This is a genomic window from Pseudoalteromonas sp. Bsw20308 (assembly GCF_000310105.2).
GTDB classification, from domain to species: Bacteria; Pseudomonadota; Gammaproteobacteria; order Enterobacterales; family Alteromonadaceae; genus Pseudoalteromonas; species Pseudoalteromonas fuliginea.
In genome coordinates, this window is the sequence record NZ_CP013139.1 from 356,603 (window position 1) to 375,844 (window position 19,242).

Sequence of the window (19,242 nt, forward strand, 5' to 3'; positions counted from 1 at the left end):
TTGGATTTTTAGCTAGTGTGATTAATACCAAGGTAAAATTCAATGTTATGCGATAAGAGGCTATTAGTTTATAGCCTCTTAAAATGGCATATTATTTTTTAGCGTAAGGTAAACGCGTGAGTTTATTACTTGTGTGGTAGCTATCAAGCCCGGTTACTGCCACTGTTTCAATAGCCTGTAAATCTAAAAAGCCATCACTTTGAAGTGCTACTTCATCTAAATACACATCAGTGATTTCACCTATTACAAGCTCTGTGCCATTGATGGCTAAATGTTGGTTTTCTACAAATTTAACTGAGTACTTTAAGCGGCTTTCTTTAACAAAAGGCGCTGCAAAGTCATTTAAATATTCGGGCGTTAAACCTGTCGCCGCAAATTCCGACTCGCCTTTGTCGTAGCGGGCTGATGTTTGATGAGCTTGCTTATAAATAGCTTTATTAACCTGGTTAATGGTGTAACTACCGGTTTCGATTATGTTTTCGAACGTATGTCGAGGCACGCTATTTGGGCGCATTATCATGCCAACTAGCGGCGGGTGAGCCCCTAAATGAATAACAGAGCTAACAATGGCGAGATTAGTATTGCCTTGTTTGTCTTGCGTGCCAATTAAGTTGGCGCTCTTAAAACCCGAAAGCGAATTAATTAAATGAGTACGAGTGTGTTTTTCAAGTGCGTTTATGCGCTCTTTAGTAAAATGCATTAAAGGTCCTTACCACGGTATGGTTTCGCCTTGCCAATCTAAGTAGGCAGGCTGACCATTGAGTTCTAAATGAGGGTTATTAAAAGTAAGTGTAAAAAGCTGCTTGGCTACAAATTCAGCTGTAAACAGTTTTCCTGCGGGTACATTTTTTTGAAATGGCTTTGAAAGCTCAGTATCAGTAGTCCCTGGATGAAATAAAACGAGCTTAGTATTTTTAGCTCTGCGTGCAAGTTCAATCGCTGCGGTTTTAAATAGCATGTTAAGCGCAGCCTTGGAGGCGCGATACGTATACCAACCGCCTAATTTATTGTCGTTAATGCTGCCCACACGCGCACTAAGTGCTGTAATAGTACACTGCGTTTTATGTGTTAAAAGCGGCAAAATACTCTGCAAGCAAAGTAGGGGAGTTAGGGTGTTTGAATTTAGAAGTTGGCTAAAATACTCAGCGTCTAAATCCTCCAGCTTTTTTTCGGGCATATGGGTTTCGTTGTGCAGTGTACCATTGAATATAATAACTTGTTGTATATCGGCATTTTGCGCTTTTAGGTAATTAGTAACGCGCGCTAAACTTTGTTTTGTGTAGTCAGTATGCAGGTGGACAACACTTGAGTCAGATTCAATACTTTTTGAACTAATACAAACGATCTGATGAGTAGGCGTGTTTATTTGTAGATGTTCTATATATGCATTTGCTATGGCACTGCTTGCGCCGAATAAAACAATAGTTTTCATTTATCACCTTTTGCTTTTAGTCCACATTGGCCGTTACTGCACTGAGTATTTGGCATTAAAAAGCGACTGATGGGGTGCCGATACTTAGCAAATAACAGGTATCCGCAGTCAGCGAAAAAGCGAATTATTGGCAAGCGAAAAATTTTCAACCAGCCGTGTTTACCCACTAATTTCCATGCTTCGTACGTTACATCAAGCCCGTAAATCATTTCACCTGATAGCTTTTGAGCTTGCAGATAAGTCATTGCTTGGTCTTTATCAATATACGAGTAGCGCTCACTAAAGTCGCTCGCGTTAAGATCTTCAAGCGTAATTAGATTTTTAGAATCAGCGTGTTTTAGTTGCTGCATTTCGGTGCTGCAAAGGGGGCAGTTACCATCGTAAAAAATTATCATGTGGGTGCTTTGTGATTATTTTATATATATTTTTTTACGACAAGACATTGCAAATGGATCTATTAAATATCCCTACATGATGATATTAATAGTGCCCTACGAAATAAAGGAGAATGAGAAATGAGTGAACAATACGCCGCCTTGCGAGGTAATGTAAATTTATTAGGGCAACTTCTAGGACAAACAATTAAAGATGCTCAAGGCCAAGCTATTTTAGATAAAGTAGAAGAAATTCGGGCTTTATCTAAATCATCTCGCAGTGGTAATGAAGACGACAGACAAGCGCTAATAGATGTTTTACATGCGCTTAGTGATGAAGAGCTTTTGCCGGTTGCCCGTTCATTTAATCATTTTTTAAACCTTGCTAATGTAGCAGAACAATTTCATACCGTTTCGCGTTTTAATGACGTTGGCCTTGGTCAACAAAACCCTCTCACTCAAACATTAAAAACGTTAGTTACAAAAGCAGAACAAGGCCAGCTAGATAGTAATCATTTGGCCGAAACACTCTCAAAACTCCACATAAACTTAGTATTAACCGCTCACCCAACCGAGGTGACGCGCCGTACTATTATTAATAAACATGTTGAACTAAGTGATTGCTTAGCGTCGCTTGAGCGAAAAGATAACTTACCGCTAGAGCGAGATGCTATTTTAAATCGTATTGAACAGCTTATTAGCCAGGCTTGGCATACCGACGACATTCGTCGCTCTCGCCCAACGCCAGTTGATGAAGCTAAATGGGGTTATGCGGTAATCGAAAACAGTCTATGGCACGCTGTTCCGCGCTTTTTACGTGAATTTTCAGCCAATGTTAAAGAGCAATCAAGTTTAGAGCTACCAAAAGATTACAGCCCGATTGAGTTCACATCTTGGATGGGTGGAGACCGTGATGGAAATCCATTTGTAACATCGCAGGTTACAGCAGAAGTGCTTGACCATGGTCGTTGGATGGCGCTTAACTTATATATTCAAGATTTAAAAACGTTATGCGCTGAACTCTCTATGTCAGATGCCAGTGATGAGCTTATTGAGTTGGCAGGTCAAGACTTTGAACCATACAGAGCGGTGATCAAAAAGCTTAAAAACCAAGTTGCAGAAACAGTAGCTCATCTTGGCGCTAAAATTAAAAATAAGCGTAGCGATTCACAAGATTTAATTACCGATATTAATCAGCTTAAACACCCTGTAGAGGTCTGCTATCGCTCGTTATTAAAGTGTAATATGAAAGTCGTTGCTGATGGCTTATTGCTTGATTTACTGTACCGTATTAATAGCTTTGGCTTGCGTTTAGCTAAACTCGATGTGCGCCAAGATTCGTCTCGCCACAGCGATGTGTTTTCAGAGCTGACGCGTTATTTAGGTTTAGGCGACTACAACCAATGGCAAGAGCAAGACAAACAAGCTTTTTTACTTACTGAGCTTAACTCTCGCAGACCGCTTATTCCAAAACATTGGCAACCAAGCCCTGATGTTCAAGAAGTGCTAGACACCTTTGATGTTATTGCTAAGCAAGACGAAGCAACATTTGGCTTGTATATTATTTCGATGGCGCGAACAGCATCAGACATTTTAGCAGTACAATTATTGCTAAAAGAAAGCGGCTGTAGCTTTGATTTACCAGTAGCACCGTTGTTTGAAACACTCGACGATTTAAACGCAGGCAGTGATGTAATTACTACATTACTTGATAATGTTTGGTATCGCGGGCACATTAAAAACACCCAAAATGTAATGATTGGTTACTCTGATTCTGCTAAAGATGCCGGCATGATGGCAGCAGGTTGGGCCCAGTACGAAGCAATGGACAAACTAGTACAACTTGCTGATGAGCGTGGTATTGAACTTATTTTATTCCACGGACGCGGTGGCACAGTAGGGCGTGGCGGTGCACCTGCCGCACAAGCGCTGCATTCACAACCGCCAGGTTCGTTAAAAGGGGGGTTGCGTGTAACCGAGCAAGGCGAGATGATCCGCTTTAAATTTGGTTTACCCGATGTAGCACTGCAAAGCTTAAATATTTACGCAGGCGCGGTACTACAAAGTAACTTATTACCGCCGCCGGAGCCAAAACCGCAGTGGCGCGAAGTAATGAAGCTAATAAGTGAGGAGTCGTGTGAACACTACCGTAATGTAGTTCGCCACGATGAAAACTTTGTACCTTACTTTAGAATGGCAACACCTGAGCTTGAGTTGTCTAAGTTACCGCTTGGCTCGCGTCCTGCAAAACGTAATCCTAATGGTGGTGTTGAAAGCCTGCGTGCTATTCCATGGATTTTTGCTTGGAGTCAAAACCGTTTAATGCTTCCGGCATGGTTAGGTGCGTTAACAGGCTTAAAAGCTGCGCTTAATAAGTACGGCGCAGAAACACTCAACGAAATGAGCTTACAGTGGCCGTTCTTTAGATCGCGCCTAGAAATGCTAGAAATGGTATTTAGTAAAGCAGATTGCTGGTTGAGTGAGCATTACGACAATGCGCTGGTGGAAGATATGTACAAACCACTGGGTGTAACACTTCGTAAAGAGCTTCAAGAAGCTATTAGCTTGGTGCAATCACTTAGCCCACAAAAAAGCCTACTAGCCGAACAACCTTGGATTAAGGAGTCGATTAGCTTACGTAATCCGTACACCGATCCACTTAACTTACTACAGGTTGAGCTTTTACGCCGTGCTCGCTCAGAGGAAAAACGAAACGAAGGTGACATTGATAATGCGTTAATGATCACGATGACAGGTATAGCTGCAGGTATGCGTAATACCGGCTAATACTTTATTTTGTTAGGTATACCTATTGGTATTAAAAGGGAGCACGCGATGTGCTCCCTTTTTTTGCGTTAAATAGGCTGGTATTTAACGCCCTAACCTTTTAAACTACGTAGCCATTGAATAATTAAAAAATGTTATGGCTTCAGCAACTTTTACTGTACAGCAAGATACAGCACTTACAAATTCGCACATCACATTAAACGTAGCGCAAACAGCGTCATTACGTAGTCAATTAAAATCACAACGTGGCATATTAAATTCTAGTAATATTAAAGCGTTATGCGCTCAACTCAATGTGTCTGATGATGCATTACTACAAGGTTTAGTACCTTTAGCTTCTGAGTATGCTGTTGCGCCAGTGTCAGATTTTCATGTAGGCGCAATTGTTAAAGCACTTGATGAAAAGGGTGAGGTAAACTTTTATTTTGGTGCAAATGTAGAGTTTGATCATCAAGCATTGAGTTTAGTGGTTCATGCAGAGCAATCGGCTATAAATAACGCATGGTTAAACGGCGCTAAAAAAATAGTTAAAATAGCGATTAGCGATGCGCCTTGTGGGTATTGTCGCCAGTTTATGAACGAACTAGCTGATGCGAAAGAGTTTGATATTTTACTTCCTGATCAGCAATTTAAACTTGCAGAATTACTGCCGCATTCATTTGGACCTACCGATTTAGGTAACGAATTTAGCTTATTTAACCCAAAACCACAGCAAGGTAAGTTTAGCTTTGATGGCCTTGATGAAACCCTTGCGCGTTTTGCACTTAATGCGTATGTGCCTTACAGCCAAAACTTTAGCGCCGTAAAAATAAGTACATTTAGTGATGGTGACTTTTACGGAAGTTACGCAGAAAACGCAGCGTACAGCCCAAGCTTGTCGCCACTGCAAAGTGCACTAAGTCAGTTCTTTTTAGCTGGGCTTAGCTTTAACGAAAGTACGGTGAAGGGAATAACATTGCTCGAAACAGCGGGTCGTGAAAACCAGTCGCAAGTGGCAAAAGCTGTACTTGCCAGTTTTACGCATTTACCAGCACTTAAAGTAATTAGCGCACCACTTAAATAGTGGCTTGCATACAATAAAGCACAGCCGGAGCTGTGCTTTATTAAAGCGAGTCATTCTATCGAATTAAATAACTCACTAACTGCTATAATCGGTATTAATCAAGTAATACTTTAGCTGCTTCTAATACGACTGCTACAGATTTACGCTCAATTTCACCGTGGTCTACATTTGGTATTTCTTGGCGAGTACGGTTAACAAGTACGCCTGCTACACATGCTGCTTGTAATCCAAGGGCTGCACACATAGTAAATAATGTTGCCGATTCCATTTCGTAGTTCATCACGCCCAATTTTTGCCACTCTTCGCAGCTACCTTGTAGTGATTTAGGAACGTAACCAGAGTGCGTATCGTAACGCTCTTGCCCTGGGTAGAATGTATCGCTTGATGCAGTAATACCAATATGAAAATCGATATTTAGGTTTTTACATGCTTGTACCATAGCTTGTGTTGCATAAAAGTCAGATACAGCAGGGTAGCTAAGTGGTGCAAAGTGTTGGCTAGCTCCATCTAAACGTACAGACGCTTGGCTAATTAAAATTTCGCCTTCGTTAATGTGTGGCTGAATTGCACCGGTTGTACCAATACGTAAAAATTTACGCACGCCAAGTTGTGCTAATTCTTCTACTGCAATCGACGTAGATGGACCACCAATACCTGTAGAACATATAACCACAGAGTGGCCGTTTAATTGACCTAAATAAACATGAAACTCGCGAGTTTGAGCAAGGCAGGTTGGGTTGTCTAGGAATTGTGAAATACGTGCTGCACGATCTGGATCGCCCGGTACAATCGCAAGTTTTGCACCTTTAAGATCGTCAATACATAGTCCTAAGTGAAATACCTTTTCCATAGCTAAGCCTTTTATAATAATTTGTTGTCAATCTAGCATCATTGCTAGAAACGTTTATTAAGTACAGGACGATTGTCCGTTTTATCTTAACTCTTCCAATAAAGCCTTAATAATTTTAAGGGCTAATTTGATTTATTCACCAACTATGAATATTCACTCAAGTACTTATATACGTAGCCTTGTTGCGCTGTTGACATGTTCAAGCAGACATAATAAGTATCACTCAAGCGCGTAACTACGATTAAATGGATGATTACAAAGTTTCATTAATATCAAATAAATTCAATGGCTTAATCTTGTAGTGAACACGTAAAAACTAACGTGTTTACTTATATTAAGCACTGACTTATTTAGCAAAGTGACATTTATTTGAAGTTTAGGCACTTTTAGTGATTTTGCATAACTAATCAAAAGTAATCAAAACTAATTAGCTACGTACAGAATAAAAACCGAAGGAGTTTATTATGAGCACACAATTTGAAGCATTTAAAAACAAAGTTGAGCACTGTTTGTGCGCACCGGGCGATGGCGTATACACAGTAAATACTGCAAAAGAGCGCAAAGCCGCACTGCGTAATAAACTTTACGGACAAACTGAAAACGTTGATAACTTGTGGCGCGAGTCTTTAAACGAATTACCAAGCTCACCACATAAAGCCGTTATGTTAGGTATTAGTTCAGACTGTGGCGGTGGAATTTTACGCGGTGCAAACTGGGGGCCATTGTTTGTGCGCTCAGCATTAATTGATCAGCATCCGCAATGTCATTCGTTTGATTTAGGCGATGTACGTGTAATCCCACATTTACTTCATGACAAATACCTAAATGATGCAACCATTTCTAATTGCCAAAAAGCTTTATATGGTGATGAAGATAACGATTATTACGTAAGCCCATTATCAATCACTGAAGATGTCTGCGACAGTTTTTACGCAACGTTTAAAGATAAAGGATTATTTGGTATTGGTGGCGATCACTCAATTAGTTACCCACTTACTAAAGCGTACTTAAAAGCAAAACGTGAGCAAGGTAAGCGCACGGCTATTATTCATTTTGACGCGCATACCGATTTACTTGTGGAGCGCTTAGGTATTGATTTATGTTTTGGCTCGTGGTGTACACATATATTAGAGTTTTTACCGGCACCGCATCATTTAATACAATTTGGTATACGCTCAAGTGGCAAGCCTAAAGCGCACTGGGAAAGTACCTTTGGCGTTAAGCAACATTGGGCACATGAAATCATTGAGCGCGGCGCAGCAGCGGTTGCTGCCGACGCTATTGCACAATTAAAAGCCGATAACGTTGATGAAGTATATGTAAGCTTTGATATTGATGCGCTTGATGCCGAGTTTGCATCTGCCACAGGTACGCCAGAACATAATGGTTTAACACCAAAGCATGCGCTTGATATTTTATCAGCCATTGCGGATGAGTTTCCAATTACGGGGGCTGATATGATGGAAATAGCGCCATTCACCGACAGTTCGCTTGTCGGTCAGTCTAGTTCTGAAACAACACTCAGAGAAGGCGCTAAAATATCGGCCTTTTTAATCAACGCAATGAACAAGTAAATTGGTCGTGCTTATACACTACTAAAAACTAGCAGTTCGCAGAGCCTCAGCTATATTTATTAATGTACTTATCATGAGGCTCAGTTAAATGAAGTGGTTTATCTTTTTACTGTGCGTTATCTGTATTAAGGTTAACGCCACTGAAATTACAATAGTAACGGAAGTATTTCCGGACTTTCAGTACATCAATGAAGATAACAAACTCATTGGCCGCTCTGTAGATAAAGTTCATAAAGCGCTAGAAGGGTCAGGTATAAATTACACTATGTTTGCCTATAGTTGGGCCATATCGTACAACGCAACATTACGTGATAAAAACACCTGTATATTTTCGATAGTGCGACTCCCTAATAGAGAGAATAAGTTTACTTGGATAGGCGAGCTAGAAAGCTTTGACTCTGCTATATATGGGCTTAAGTCGAGAGGTATAAAGTTAAATACTCTCAATGATGCCAAAAAGTATAAAATAGCAGTACTGCGTGATAACTTTAGTCATCATTATTTGTTAGAGCGTGGCTTTAGCGAAAGTAAGCATTTATTACTTATAGATAGCCTAGACAAAATAGATAAACTTATTAGTACTCGCGACGATATTCTAGATTTTGTTGTGCTTAGTAAAAAGCAATTTGACTATCGAATTCAAGCTGAGCCAAGGCTTAAATTACTTGAACCTGTTCTCAGTTTAAATACAACACAATCCCCTTTGTACTTTGCTTGCAATATTAATATGGATCCTGCCTTAGTTACGCAATTAAAAGCTGCATTTAAAAATATTAGAACAGTAAAATAAGTGGTTTTATTAATATAACACCATGAAATATAATTACTTTAATATATTTTTTAAATTTAAATTGCTGCGTTTAAAAAACCGACTATAATCAGCTGCTTTTGTTTCAAAAGCACTAACTTTTTTGGAGCGTTAAATGGGTGATTTAATCGGGATTAGCTTATTGATCTTGATCAGTGCGTTGTTTGCTATGTCAGAAATAGCAATTGCGGCGTCGCGTAAAATAAAACTGCGAGTAATGGCAGATGAAGGAAATATAAAAGCTGCAGCGGTATTAAAGCTACAAGAGAATCCAGGGGCTTTTTTTGCCATGATTCAAATTGCACTCAACGCGATTGCGATTTTGGGTGGTATTGTGGGCGAGCAGGCTTTATCGCCTTATGTTGAAAGTGTTTTAGTGCTTTTTTATCAAGGTGCACACTTAGAAAAAATTAGCTTTTTATTCTCATTTTTTACTATTACATCTCTGTTTATCTTGTTCGCCGATTTAATGCCCAAACGCTTAGCGATGATCATGCCAGAAGCAGTCGCTGTGAGAGTGGTGACTATAATGCGTTGGGTGACATTTGCCTTAACCCCGTTAGTGATGTTTTTTAATGGTGTAACTAACTTTGTACTGCGCTTATTTAAAGTACCTGCAGAGCGGGAAGACAATGTAACAACTGAAGATATTGTTGCGATGATGGATGCAGGTGCTGCATACGGAAGCTTGCAAAAGCAAGAGTATGAATTAATAGGCAATGTGTTTGATTTAGAAGCGCGGTTTTTATCAAGTGTAATGACGCCACGCGACCAAATTGTCTATTTTGATTTAAACGAATCGAGTCATGATATTGCGACTAAAATTATTGATCATCCTCATAATCACTTTTTAGTGGTGTCAGGGAGCTTAGATAAGTTACATGGCTCTGTTGAATCAAAAGATATTTTACGACAAGTATTAAAAGGTGAAGCAGCCAATATAAATGATGAGTTGATTGATAAAGATGTTTTTTATTTACCCGAGACATTAAGCCTATCAGAAGCATTAAATGCCTTTAAAAGTGCAGCCAAACCGTTTGCCGTAGTTGTTAATGAATACGCTTTATCGGTCGGTATCGTTACGGTAAAAGACTTAATGAAAGGCTTTATGGGGGATTTAATAACTCACCAAGGCGATGAATTAATTATAGAACGCGATCAAGACTCTTGGTTAGTTGATGGTTTAACTCCGATTAGCGATTTAGCAAAACTGCTGGACATAGAAGAGTTTCCTGAGCAAATGCACTATGAAACCGTTGCAGGCTTTTTAATTTACAATATGAAGCGAATACCCAAGCGTGCGGAACATTTAACCTTTTCAGGCTTTAAATTCGAAGTGGTTGATGTAGAGGGCATTAGGGTAGAGCAGTTATTAGTTTCAAGAGTTATTACTTAGCACAGTGCTAATATCCTTTAAAATAAGGTGCGCTTTAGTTTTTATATAAATAGCCAAGCTGTATTTGCTTGGCTTTTTTGTGTCTGTTAAACACTTCGTTTCTAAAATGAGATATTATTTCAATATGTTCAGTTGTTTTATTTTCATACAGTCTTGATTCTATTTTCATCTAATTAACATTAAATGCAACCTAAGACGTATATTGTACTGATGAGTGTAAGTTTGTGTAAATTTCTTCTAATTAAGATTCATTCTCAGTGCGTTTTAATTTAGAATGATCGTTCACTCTAAACTAAAAGGTATTTAACATGCAGCGTTCCCGCATCGCTTTATTTGTATTGTCCGCCCTCGTAGGTTCTGTTGCTTTAACTGGTTGTGACCAAGCAACTGAGCAGTCACAAGCTTCAGCTCCTCAAGCTGTGCCAGTGGGTGTACTGACATTAAAAAGCCAAGCGCTTACTCTCAAAAAAGAACTTCCTGGGCGTATCAGTGCATTTCAAATTGCTGAAATTCGCCCACAAGTAAGTGGTATTGTGCAATCTCGTTTATTTGTCGAAGGTAAAGAGGTTAAGCAAGGCCAAGCACTGTATCAAATAGACCCAGCTACATTTGAAGCAGACCTTGCAGCAAGTGAAGCGAGCGTTGCACGCGCAGAGGCAAGCATCGCCAGCTCTAAATCAAAAGCATCACGTTACGGCGAACTCTTAAAAATCAAAGCAGTGAGTCAACAAGATTTTGACGAAGCGGATGCTGCGTACAAACAAGCAAATGCTGAATTATTAACGGCTAAAGCCCAGTTAAAATCAGCGCAAATTAACCTTGATTACAGCCATGTGTCTTCCCCTATTAGTGGCCAAATTAGTAAATCAAGCGTAACAGTGGGTGCACTAGTAAGTGCAAATCAAAGTACAGCACTTGCTACAGTGACTCAATTAGACCCAATTTATATTGATTTAACACAATCGAGCAATGAGTTGACGCAACTTAAAAAAGCGATTGCATCTGGCCGTTTAGGTATTGATGCAAACAGCCAAACAGATGTTGAATTAATAATGGAAGATGGCTCGGCGTATTCTCACAAAGGAACGTTGCAGTTCTCAGAAGTTACTGTTGACCCAAGTACCGGCTCTGTAACTTTGCGCGCTAAATTCCCTAACCCTGAAAAGCTATTATTACCAGGCATGTATGCACGTGCATCTATTGTTGAAGGCGTTAAAGCGGATGCGATTTTAGTACCGCAACGCGGTGTAAGCCGTAACAACAAAGGCGAGCCAACAGCAATGGTTGTCAGTAAAGACAATAAAGTAGAAAGTCGCGTGTTAAAAGTGGATAGAACCGTTGGTTCAGATTGGCTTGTTACTGATGGCCTAAGTGATGGCGATAAATTAATTGTAGAAGGCTTACAAAAAATTCGCCCGGGTGCGCCAGTGAGTCCTTCTGAAATTCAGTCATCTACAAAAGCTGATAAAGCGCAATAACGGAGAGTTGTAATGTCACGATTTTTTATCGACAGGCCCATTTTTGCATGGGTACTGGCAATAGTAGTGATGCTAGCAGGTATTTTGGCTATACAAAGCTTGCCAATTGCACAGTATCCGTCAATTGCACCGCCAGCAATTAGTATTACGGCAACGTACCCTGGTGCATCTGCACGTACGCTTGAAGATACGGTTACGCAAGTTATAGAGCAAAAAATGAAGGGGCTTGATGGCTTACTTTATATGTCATCAACGTCTGAATCGAGCGGTTCAGCAACGCTTACACTTTCATTTAGTGCCGAAACAGACCCTGATATTGCACAAGTTCAAGTGCAAAATAAATTAGCGACTGCAACACCGCTTTTACCTGAAGAAGTACAAAGGCAAGGTGTCGTTGTTGCAAAGTCTGCTCGTAACTTTTTGATGGTATTAGGTTTTGTGTCTAAAGATGGCAGTATGACTAACATCGATATTGGTGATTATGTATCATCAAACGTGCAAGATATTGTTTCACGTGTTGAAGGTATAGGTGAAGTGCAATTATTTGGCTCACAATACGCTATGCGAATTTGGTTAGACCCTTCAAAACTGCAAAATTACAAACTAACGCCAGCGGATATTAGCGCCTCAATTAGCGCGCAAAATGCACAAGTATCTGCGGGCCAATTAGGAGGGATGCCAGCAGTTGCAGGACAGCAACTTAATGCAACGGTGACAGCGCAAAGTCGTTTACAAACGGCCGAGCAGTTTGAGAATATTTTAGTAAAAACAAATCCTGATGGCTCTTTTGTCCGCCTTGAGGATGTTGCACGTGTAGAGTTGGGTGGCGAAAGCTACCGTGTTGTAGCACGCTACGATGGACAACCTGCTTCGGGTTTAGGTATTAAATTGGCCAGTGGCGCGAATGCACTTGATGCAGCGGCAGGCGTTAAAGCCGCCATTGAAGAGTTAAAACCTTATTTTCCTGAAGGGTTAGACGTAGTTGTACCCTATGACACCACACCATTTGTATCTTTATCAATTGAAAAAGTAGTTCATACGCTTATTGAAGCGGTTATTTTAGTATTTGTCGTCATGTATTTGTTTTTACAAAACTTCCGTGCAACGCTTATTCCGACCATTGCCGTGCCTGTGGTATTGCTTGGTACGTTTGGTATTTTGTACGCATTTGGTTATTCAATCAATACGTTAACCATGTTCGCGATGGTGCTTGCCATAGGCTTACTTGTGGATGATGCGATTGTTGTAGTCGAAAACGTTGAGCGCTTAATGACCGAAGAGAAGCTATCGGCACTTGAAGCAACGCGTAAATCTATGGATGAAATTAAAGGCGCGTTGGTCGGTATTGCCATGGTACTTTCTGCGGTATTTATACCAATGGCGTTCTTTAGCGGCTCTACTGGGATTATTTATCGTCAATTTTCTATAACACTGGTATCTGCGATGGGGTTATCGGTTTTAGTGGCCCTAATTTTAACACCTGCATTGTGTGCAACGCTTTTAAAACCAAGCCATGTACATAACAATAACACGTTATTTGGCCGATTTTTTACAGGCTTTAACCGTGGTTTTGATAAAACAAACTCTGGAGCACAAAGCTTTGTGGGCCGTATGCTTACGCACTCTAAGCGCTATTTGCTTATTTATTGCGTGATTGTGGGCGGCATGGTTTATGTATTCTCAAGCTTACCAACGGCATTTTTGCCTGACGAAGACCAAGGTATTTTGTTTAACCAAGTGTCATTACCGGCAGGCTCTACAACACAAGAAACACTTGAGGTTGTTAAAAAAGTAGAAAACCATTTCTTAAATGATCAATCCGAAGCAGTAAACGGTATTTTTACCGTGACTGGTTTTAGTTTTGCAGGTTCTGGCCAAAACTCAGCGATTGCGTTTGTTAACTTTAAGCATTGGGATGAGCGTCAGCGAGATGATTTATCTGTTAAAGCGGTTGCAGGTAAAGCAATGGGCTACTTTTCAACAATAAAAGAAGCCTTTGTTTTTGCATTTCCACCGCCGGCAATTGTTGAGCTGGGTACGGCCAATGGCTTTACTCTCTTTTTACAAGACCGTGTTGGCCTTGGACATGATGATTTATTAGCGGCAAGAAACCAATTATTAGGTATGGCGAGCCAAAGCCCAATTTTAGCGGGCGTACGTCCAAATGGACAAGAAGACATGCCAGAACTTCAACTTGATGTAGATTTAGCTAAAGCTGAAGCACTTGGTGTTTCACAAGGCGATATAAACAGCACGCTTGCCACTGCTTGGGGTAGTAGTTATGTAAATGACTTTATAGACCGTGGTCGCGTGAAGAAAGTATACCTACAAGGTGATGCGCAATCGCGTATGGTGCCTGAGGATCTAAACAAGTGGTATGTGCGCAATGATAATGGCGACATGGTGCCGTTTTCAGCTTTTGCTAGCTCGTTTTGGACATACGGTTCACCACGCTTAGAGCGTTACAATGGTTTTTCAGCAATGGAAATTCAAGGTAGTGCAGCGCCTGGTTACAGCACGGGACAAGCAATGGATGAAATGGAGCGATTAGTTAAACAGCTGCCTAATGGTATTTCGTCTGAGTGGACCGGTATTTCATTCCAAGAGCGCTCAAGTAGTGGTCAAGCACCCTTATTATATGGCTTATCGCTGTTGTTTGTATTTTTATGTTTAGCCGCGCTTTATGAAAGTTGGTCGGTACCATTTGCGGTAATGATGATTGTACCACTGGGTATATTTGGTGCGATTATGGCGGCACTCGCTGGTGGTTTATCTAACGATATTTACTTGCAGGTAGGCTTGTTGACCACCATTGGTTTGGCATCTAAAAATGCGATACTTATTGTTGAGTTTGCGATTCATAAAATGGAAGAAGGGCTTGGTTTAGTTGATGCTGCTATTGCAGCTGTACGCTTACGTTTGCGCCCAATACTCATGACTTCGATGGCCTTTATTTGTGGTGTTTTACCACTAGCAATAGCCTCAAGTGCTGGCTCTGGTGCGCAAAATGCGTTAGGTATTTCGATTATTGGCGGCACACTCGCATCATCAATATTAGTTGTTGTATTTGTACCGTTATTCTTTGTGTTAGTTCGCCGTATATTTCCTGGTACAACTAACGAAACAACAAAGGAGAGCGCAGAATGAGCATTAAAACATTCAGCCTAAGTGCAATTGCTTTATTGGTGCTAAGCGGTTGTCAATTAGCGCCAGAGCAAAAAGACCTTGTGCTACCAGTATCTGATGCTTATGCATCAGATACTGCGCAAAGCGCTGCGCAGCAATTAAATTGGCAGCAGTTTTTTAATGATGAAAAACTACAAACGTTAATTAGCCAAAGCCTTGAGCATAATAAAGACATGCAAATTGCAGTGCTTAATGTGCAGCGTGTGCGTGGTTTGTATCAAATTGAAGACTCTGCTTTGTATCCGTCTCTTGATTTAAACGCATCAGGTACGCGTCAGCGCTTACCTGCTGATTTAGCGGGGACTGGCGATGCTACTATTAGCTCGCAGTACAGTGCAACAGTGGGTATTACCTCCTACGAGTTAGATATTTGGGGCAAAGTGCGTAACCAATCAGCGCAAGCCCTGCAAAATTTATACTCTACAGAGCTTAGCCAATACAGCACGCAAGTGTCGTTAATTTCAGAGTTGGCAAATGCATGGCTCAATTACGCGACGGATTTACAACTGCTAGAGCTTGCAAAAGAAACGCTCACCTCTCAGCAAGAGTCATTATCGCTTACGCAAAAAAGCTTTGATTTAGGTGCAGCTTCTTCAATTACCCTTGAGCAGCTTAGAAGTACAGTTGCTACAGCAAAAGTAGACATAGCAACGTACAAGCGTTTGTTAAAGCGTGATAAAAGTGCCCTAGATTTATTAGTGGGTAAATCTGTTTCAGCTGATTTACTGCCAAATAAAGACTTGACTAACTTGATCAGCATGCCAGAAGTACCCGTTGGTTTACCGTCTGACTTGTTATCGCAGCGCCCTGATATTAAAGCCGCTGAGCATTTAATGCTTGCTGCAAATGCCAATATTGGTATTGCACGTGCGGCGTTTTATCCAAGCATTAGCTTAACAGCCAATGCCGGCTCTGCTTCAAGTGATTTAAGTGGCTTGTTTGATTCAGGCTCGGGTACATGGAGTTTTGTGCCGTCAATTAGCTTACCTATTTTTAATATGGGACGTAACCAAGCAAATCTTGATGTAGCAAAAGCAGATCAAGAAATTGCGGTAGCAACGTATCAGCAGAAAATTCAAAATGCGTTTCGCGAAGTTGCTGATGCACTTGCCGATAGAGAGGGCTACCAAGAGCAATTAAGTGCACTTGATATGCTTATAAGTAGCCGACAAATCACGTTTGATTTATCAAAAATGCGTTACGAAAAAGGTGCAGATAGCTACTTGCAAGTACTTGATGCTCAGCGTACATGGTACGGCGCACAACAGCAGTTAATTGCGGGTCAGCAAGCTTATCTTGCGAGTCAAATTAACTTGTACAAAGCGCTTGGCGGCGGATGGAACGTAACCAGTGAAATAACTCAGGAAGAGAAATAATATATGCGGCTTTTTAAAGCCGCATTACAATTTATATGGCGAGACTATTTATAGCTCTTGCTTTACTGAGCTTATAACTTGGTAGTGGAGTTGAACATGAAGCCTAAAACCAAAAGGCAAACTGATCCCGCGATAGCACTGGCTAGGCGTGAGCAAATATTAGCGGCTGCTGCAGAGTGTTTTCGCCGAAAAGGTTACCACGGTGCAGGTATGGCAGAAATATCTAAAACGGCAGGGATGAGTGCAGGCCATATTTATAATTACTTTGAAAGCAAAGAAGCCATTATAGAAAGCATTATTGAAAAAGATATGGAAGAAATGTTCTCTATCTTTCAAAAGTTTGAAGACCACCCCGGTGATGTTTTAGCAGCTCTTTTAGATGGCTTAAATATTGGTGTGCAACGACACATGGATACGGGCTCGTGTGTTATTGATTTAGACATGATGGCAGAAGCAGGTCGTAATATGAAAGTCGCTACTCTTTTGCGCGAAACTGATATTCAAGCAAGAGGGCGCATGAGGCAGCTTTTAACAAGCGAGCGAAGTGCGCTCAAAGACATTGATGAGCTTGAACTTGAAAGCCGAATTAATGTTATTTTTTCGATGATGGCAGGGTTATTACTCAGAAAGTTACTTTACCCTGAACTAACCGAAGAAACGGTACTAATAGCGCTTCGCCCTGCGATGAAAACATTACTGATGCCATTTGATAAAGCCCAGTAACGTTAAAAATAGATAACTAAAAGTAAGCTAGCCAATACCTTGGCTAGCTTTTTTATTTTAGCCCACAAATTTGTCCATCAGTATCTCCTTGCTCTTTTGCGCTAAAAAGAGGGCGTTGGGTATCGTTATCCACAGTGGTCCTGTTTTCTTATTATCATTGAGTAAACGTTTGAAATGGTGATTTGGAGGCAAAAATTGCTATTCAACTTGAACTTTGGTTAAGAGAATTACTAACGTATTGAACCATATTTATTTTTCTCTAACCATTTATTTTCCAGAGTTCAAGTTATTTATACTGGCTGAGTTATACGTTAATACAAGCGACAACCGTTAAGATATTGAAACTAAACATGTAGGTATAATTTATTCACATGTCTGTAAAAAGTGCACAAAGAATGAGGATACTTGAGGGAGTGTATTTTATTATTTTAAATATCAGTTGGTTAAGATATATTTTTGAGTTTTAAGTGTTTTTTATATGGCGTGATACTTGCAAAAGAATTTATACAGCCGTTTAAATTAAGATTAAAAAACGGGATTATTTATAACAAGGAGAAATTATGTGGGCTGCAATTGGTTATTCACTTTTAGCACTACTGCTTATTTTTATTGGTTGGGAAGTGGACTCTGTTTATTTTGCTATTATTTTTTATTGGACTGCACTGTCACTTTTATTAGTGAGTACCGCATATATTTTTAATACTGCAAAAATATTTAGAAAACGTGAAAATGGGGTGATCCCTTTTTATATACGCTGGGCGTTTGTACCATTTCTGCTTGGTGTACAAATCTATAATGCTTGGTCACGTAAGCGCGATAAAGTACCGCCCATTCAACAAATAAACGAAAATCTATTTTTAGCTTGCCGATTATTCCCCTCAGATATAGATACATTAAAAAGTAACGGGATCACGGCTATTTTAGATGTAACGTGTGAATTTGACGGCCTCGAATGGAGCTCTACGCAAGAAAGTATTGATTACTTAAATATTCCGGTACTCGATCATAGTATTCCTACCCATTCGCAGTTAAATCAGGCTATTAATTGGATACATCACCATATTAAAGAAAATCATCGCGTTGTTGTACATTGCGCTTTAGGGCGTGGGCGTTCAGTTTTTGTTATGGCGGCTTATTTATTGAGTCAAAATAAAAATGCAGATGTACATGAAGTGCTTGCACAAATAAAAGAAACCCGCGAAACCGCAAACTTAAATAAGCATCAGCTTCGTCATCTAGCTAAACGCCATAAAAAAGGCGAACTGCTGATTAAAAACAAAGCCGTTTTAATTGCAAACCCTGTATCTGGTACACGATTATGGCAAGAAAAAGAGCATTTAATTGTTGCGCGGCTATCGACCTATTACGATTTGAAAGTGCTTACTACTTCAAAAGAGGTTAATGGTATTGAGCTTGCTAAACAGGCAATTGCGCAAAATCCAGATATTATAATAGCGTGTGGTGGCGATGGTACCGTAGCAGAAGTTGCAAGCATACTTGTAAATACACGATGTAAACTAGGTATCATCCCAATGGGTACAGCGAATGCACTAGCCCATGTATTAATGGGTATTAGCTCTAAATTTATTCCTGTAGAACAAGCTTGTGATTTAATTATAAATGGTCAAACAAGTTTAATAGATACTGCTTATTGCAATAATGAACTGGTATTGTTGCTTGCGGGTATTGGCTTTGAGCAGTCAATGATTGAAAAAGCAGATAGAAAATCCAAAAATAAATCAGGGCAACTTGCTTATTTGAACGGCTTTTTTCAAGCCTTTAACGAGCAAAAATCATTGTTACTTAACGTAAAGCTTGATGACAATGAACCTCAAGAAATTTGCACCAATAGCTTTATTGTGGCTAATGCTGCGCCTTTTACAACGTTATTGGCGCAAGGTGGCGGGCAACCTGATCATAGTGACGGACTACTCGATGTAAATTGGTTAACACCAAATAATGAAGATTCAACTACAGTACTAAGTATTGCAGAACTGATGTTTAGTAGTTTAACGCAAACACATTTAGCAATAAATTCGCACCATACAAATGCTAAAAGGGTCGAGGTTACAGGCGAAGGAGAGCTTAAGTATGTACTTGACGGTGAGGTTAAAACAGCTCAAAAACTGGTTATTACTATTGAACCAGCCTCATTAAATGTGATTTGTAAAGAGCAATAAATCGCGCTTGCTACA

General features: G+C 40.2%; 14 protein-coding genes. 10 read left to right on the plus strand and 4 right to left on the minus strand.

The features are described 5' to 3' along the window. Positions 1-91 precede the first annotated feature (91 nt). The 3 genes from D172_RS18840 to D172_RS18850 are packed head-to-tail and all read right to left on the minus strand — an operon-like array spanning position 92 to position 1,827. The gene (locus D172_RS18840; protein ID WP_007375568.1) at positions 92-700 is read right to left on the minus strand and encodes a flavin reductase family protein; all 609 of its coding nucleotides are present in this window, start codon (positions 698-700) and stop codon (positions 92-94) included. A gap of 9 nt (positions 701-709) precedes the next feature. Then, complete coding sequence (locus tag D172_RS18845) at positions 710-1,432, minus strand: SDR family NAD(P)-dependent oxidoreductase (RefSeq protein ID WP_007375567.1); 723 nt, start codon at positions 1,430-1,432, stop codon at positions 710-712. Beyond that, positions 1,429-1,827, minus strand: coding sequence for a thiol-disulfide oxidoreductase DCC family protein (locus tag D172_RS18850; RefSeq protein ID WP_007375566.1), 399 nt, complete (start codon positions 1,825-1,827; stop codon positions 1,429-1,431). Before D172_RS18850 ends, D172_RS18845 begins: the two co-directional genes overlap by 4 nt. Positions 1,828-1,947: 120 nt before the next feature. Between D172_RS18850 and ppc the strand changes: the two genes are divergently transcribed. Together ppc and cdd are read left to right on the plus strand one after the other, a co-directional pair. Then, the gene (gene ppc, locus D172_RS18855; RefSeq protein ID WP_007375565.1) at positions 1,948-4,593 is read left to right on the plus strand and encodes a phosphoenolpyruvate carboxylase; all 2,646 of its coding nucleotides are present in this window, start codon (positions 1,948-1,950) and stop codon (positions 4,591-4,593) included. Between the two features lie 136 nt (positions 4,594-4,729). After that, positions 4,730-5,656: a cytidine deaminase gene (gene cdd / locus D172_RS18860; RefSeq protein WP_007375564.1), complete on the plus strand. Its 927-nt coding sequence runs from the start codon at positions 4,730-4,732 to the stop codon at positions 5,654-5,656. 94 nt (positions 5,657-5,750) lie between these two features. Here the strand turns inward: cdd and udp are convergent, their stop codons facing one another. Further along, positions 5,751-6,506 (minus strand): uridine phosphorylase, encoded by a 756-nt coding sequence (gene udp / locus D172_RS18865; RefSeq protein WP_007375563.1) that lies wholly within the window; start codon positions 6,504-6,506, stop codon positions 5,751-5,753. Positions 6,507-6,970: 464 nt separating this feature from the next. Between udp and D172_RS18870 the strand changes: the two genes are divergently transcribed. The 8 genes from D172_RS18870 to D172_RS18905 all read left to right on the plus strand — a co-directional run bounded on the left by D172_RS18870 (position 6,971) and on the right by D172_RS18905 (position 19,227). Then, positions 6,971-8,080, plus strand: coding sequence for an arginase family protein (locus D172_RS18870; RefSeq protein ID WP_007375562.1), 1,110 nt, complete (start codon positions 6,971-6,973; stop codon positions 8,078-8,080). Between the two features lie 88 nt (positions 8,081-8,168). Next, positions 8,169-8,870 carry a substrate-binding periplasmic protein gene (locus D172_RS18875; protein ID WP_007375561.1) on the plus strand — a complete coding sequence of 234 codons (702 nt, stop codon included), beginning with the start codon at positions 8,169-8,171 and terminating at the stop codon, positions 8,868-8,870. A gap of 133 nt (positions 8,871-9,003) precedes the next feature. Beyond that, complete coding sequence (locus tag D172_RS18880) at positions 9,004-10,284, plus strand: hemolysin family protein (protein ID WP_007375560.1); 1,281 nt, start codon at positions 9,004-9,006, stop codon at positions 10,282-10,284. A 308-nt stretch (positions 10,285-10,592) separates the two neighbouring features. After that, positions 10,593-11,762, plus strand: coding sequence for an efflux RND transporter periplasmic adaptor subunit (locus tag D172_RS18885; RefSeq protein ID WP_007375558.1), 1,170 nt, complete (start codon positions 10,593-10,595; stop codon positions 11,760-11,762). 12 nt (positions 11,763-11,774) lie between these two features. Further along, positions 11,775-14,909: an efflux RND transporter permease subunit gene (locus tag D172_RS18890; protein WP_007375557.1), complete on the plus strand. Its 3,135-nt coding sequence runs from the start codon at positions 11,775-11,777 to the stop codon at positions 14,907-14,909. Continuing rightward, positions 14,906-16,324, plus strand: a complete 1,419-nt coding sequence (locus tag D172_RS18895; RefSeq protein ID WP_007375556.1) for an efflux transporter outer membrane subunit — start codon at positions 14,906-14,908, stop codon at positions 16,322-16,324. Before D172_RS18890 ends, D172_RS18895 begins: the two co-directional genes overlap by 4 nt. A 96-nt stretch (positions 16,325-16,420) precedes the next feature. Next, a complete protein-coding gene (locus D172_RS18900; RefSeq protein WP_007375555.1) occupies positions 16,421-17,047 on the plus strand; it encodes a TetR/AcrR family transcriptional regulator in 627 nt (208 codons plus the stop codon). A gap of 560 nt (positions 17,048-17,607) precedes the next feature. Continuing rightward, positions 17,608-19,227: a diacylglycerol kinase family protein gene (locus D172_RS18905; protein ID WP_007375554.1), complete on the plus strand. Its 1,620-nt coding sequence runs from the start codon at positions 17,608-17,610 to the stop codon at positions 19,225-19,227. The last annotated feature ends 15 nt before the right edge of the window (positions 19,228-19,242 follow it).

Coding starts and splice junctions, on each gene's coding strand:
- D172_RS18840 (WP_007375568.1), bottom strand. CDS start 700: ATGCATTTTACTAAAGAGCGCATAAACGCACTTGAAAAACACACTCGT.
- D172_RS18845 (WP_007375567.1), bottom strand. CDS start 1,432: ATGAAAACTATTGTTTTATTCGGCGCAAGCAGTGCCATAGCAAATGCA.
- D172_RS18850 (WP_007375566.1), bottom strand. CDS start 1,827: ATGATAATTTTTTACGATGGTAACTGCCCCCTTTGCAGCACCGAAATG.
- ppc (WP_007375565.1), top strand. CDS start 1,948: ATGAGTGAACAATACGCCGCCTTGCGAGGTAATGTAAATTTATTAGGG.
- cdd (WP_007375564.1), top strand. CDS start 4,730: ATGGCTTCAGCAACTTTTACTGTACAGCAAGATACAGCACTTACAAAT.
- udp (WP_007375563.1), bottom strand. CDS start 6,506: ATGGAAAAGGTATTTCACTTAGGACTATGTATTGACGATCTTAAAGGT.
- D172_RS18870 (WP_007375562.1), top strand. CDS start 6,971: ATGAGCACACAATTTGAAGCATTTAAAAACAAAGTTGAGCACTGTTTG.
- D172_RS18875 (WP_007375561.1), top strand. CDS start 8,169: ATGAAGTGGTTTATCTTTTTACTGTGCGTTATCTGTATTAAGGTTAAC.
- D172_RS18880 (WP_007375560.1), top strand. CDS start 9,004: ATGGGTGATTTAATCGGGATTAGCTTATTGATCTTGATCAGTGCGTTG.
- D172_RS18885 (WP_007375558.1), top strand. CDS start 10,593: ATGCAGCGTTCCCGCATCGCTTTATTTGTATTGTCCGCCCTCGTAGGT.
- D172_RS18890 (WP_007375557.1), top strand. CDS start 11,775: ATGTCACGATTTTTTATCGACAGGCCCATTTTTGCATGGGTACTGGCA.
- D172_RS18895 (WP_007375556.1), top strand. CDS start 14,906: ATGAGCATTAAAACATTCAGCCTAAGTGCAATTGCTTTATTGGTGCTA.
- D172_RS18900 (WP_007375555.1), top strand. CDS start 16,421: ATGAAGCCTAAAACCAAAAGGCAAACTGATCCCGCGATAGCACTGGCT.
- D172_RS18905 (WP_007375554.1), top strand. CDS start 17,608: ATGTGGGCTGCAATTGGTTATTCACTTTTAGCACTACTGCTTATTTTT.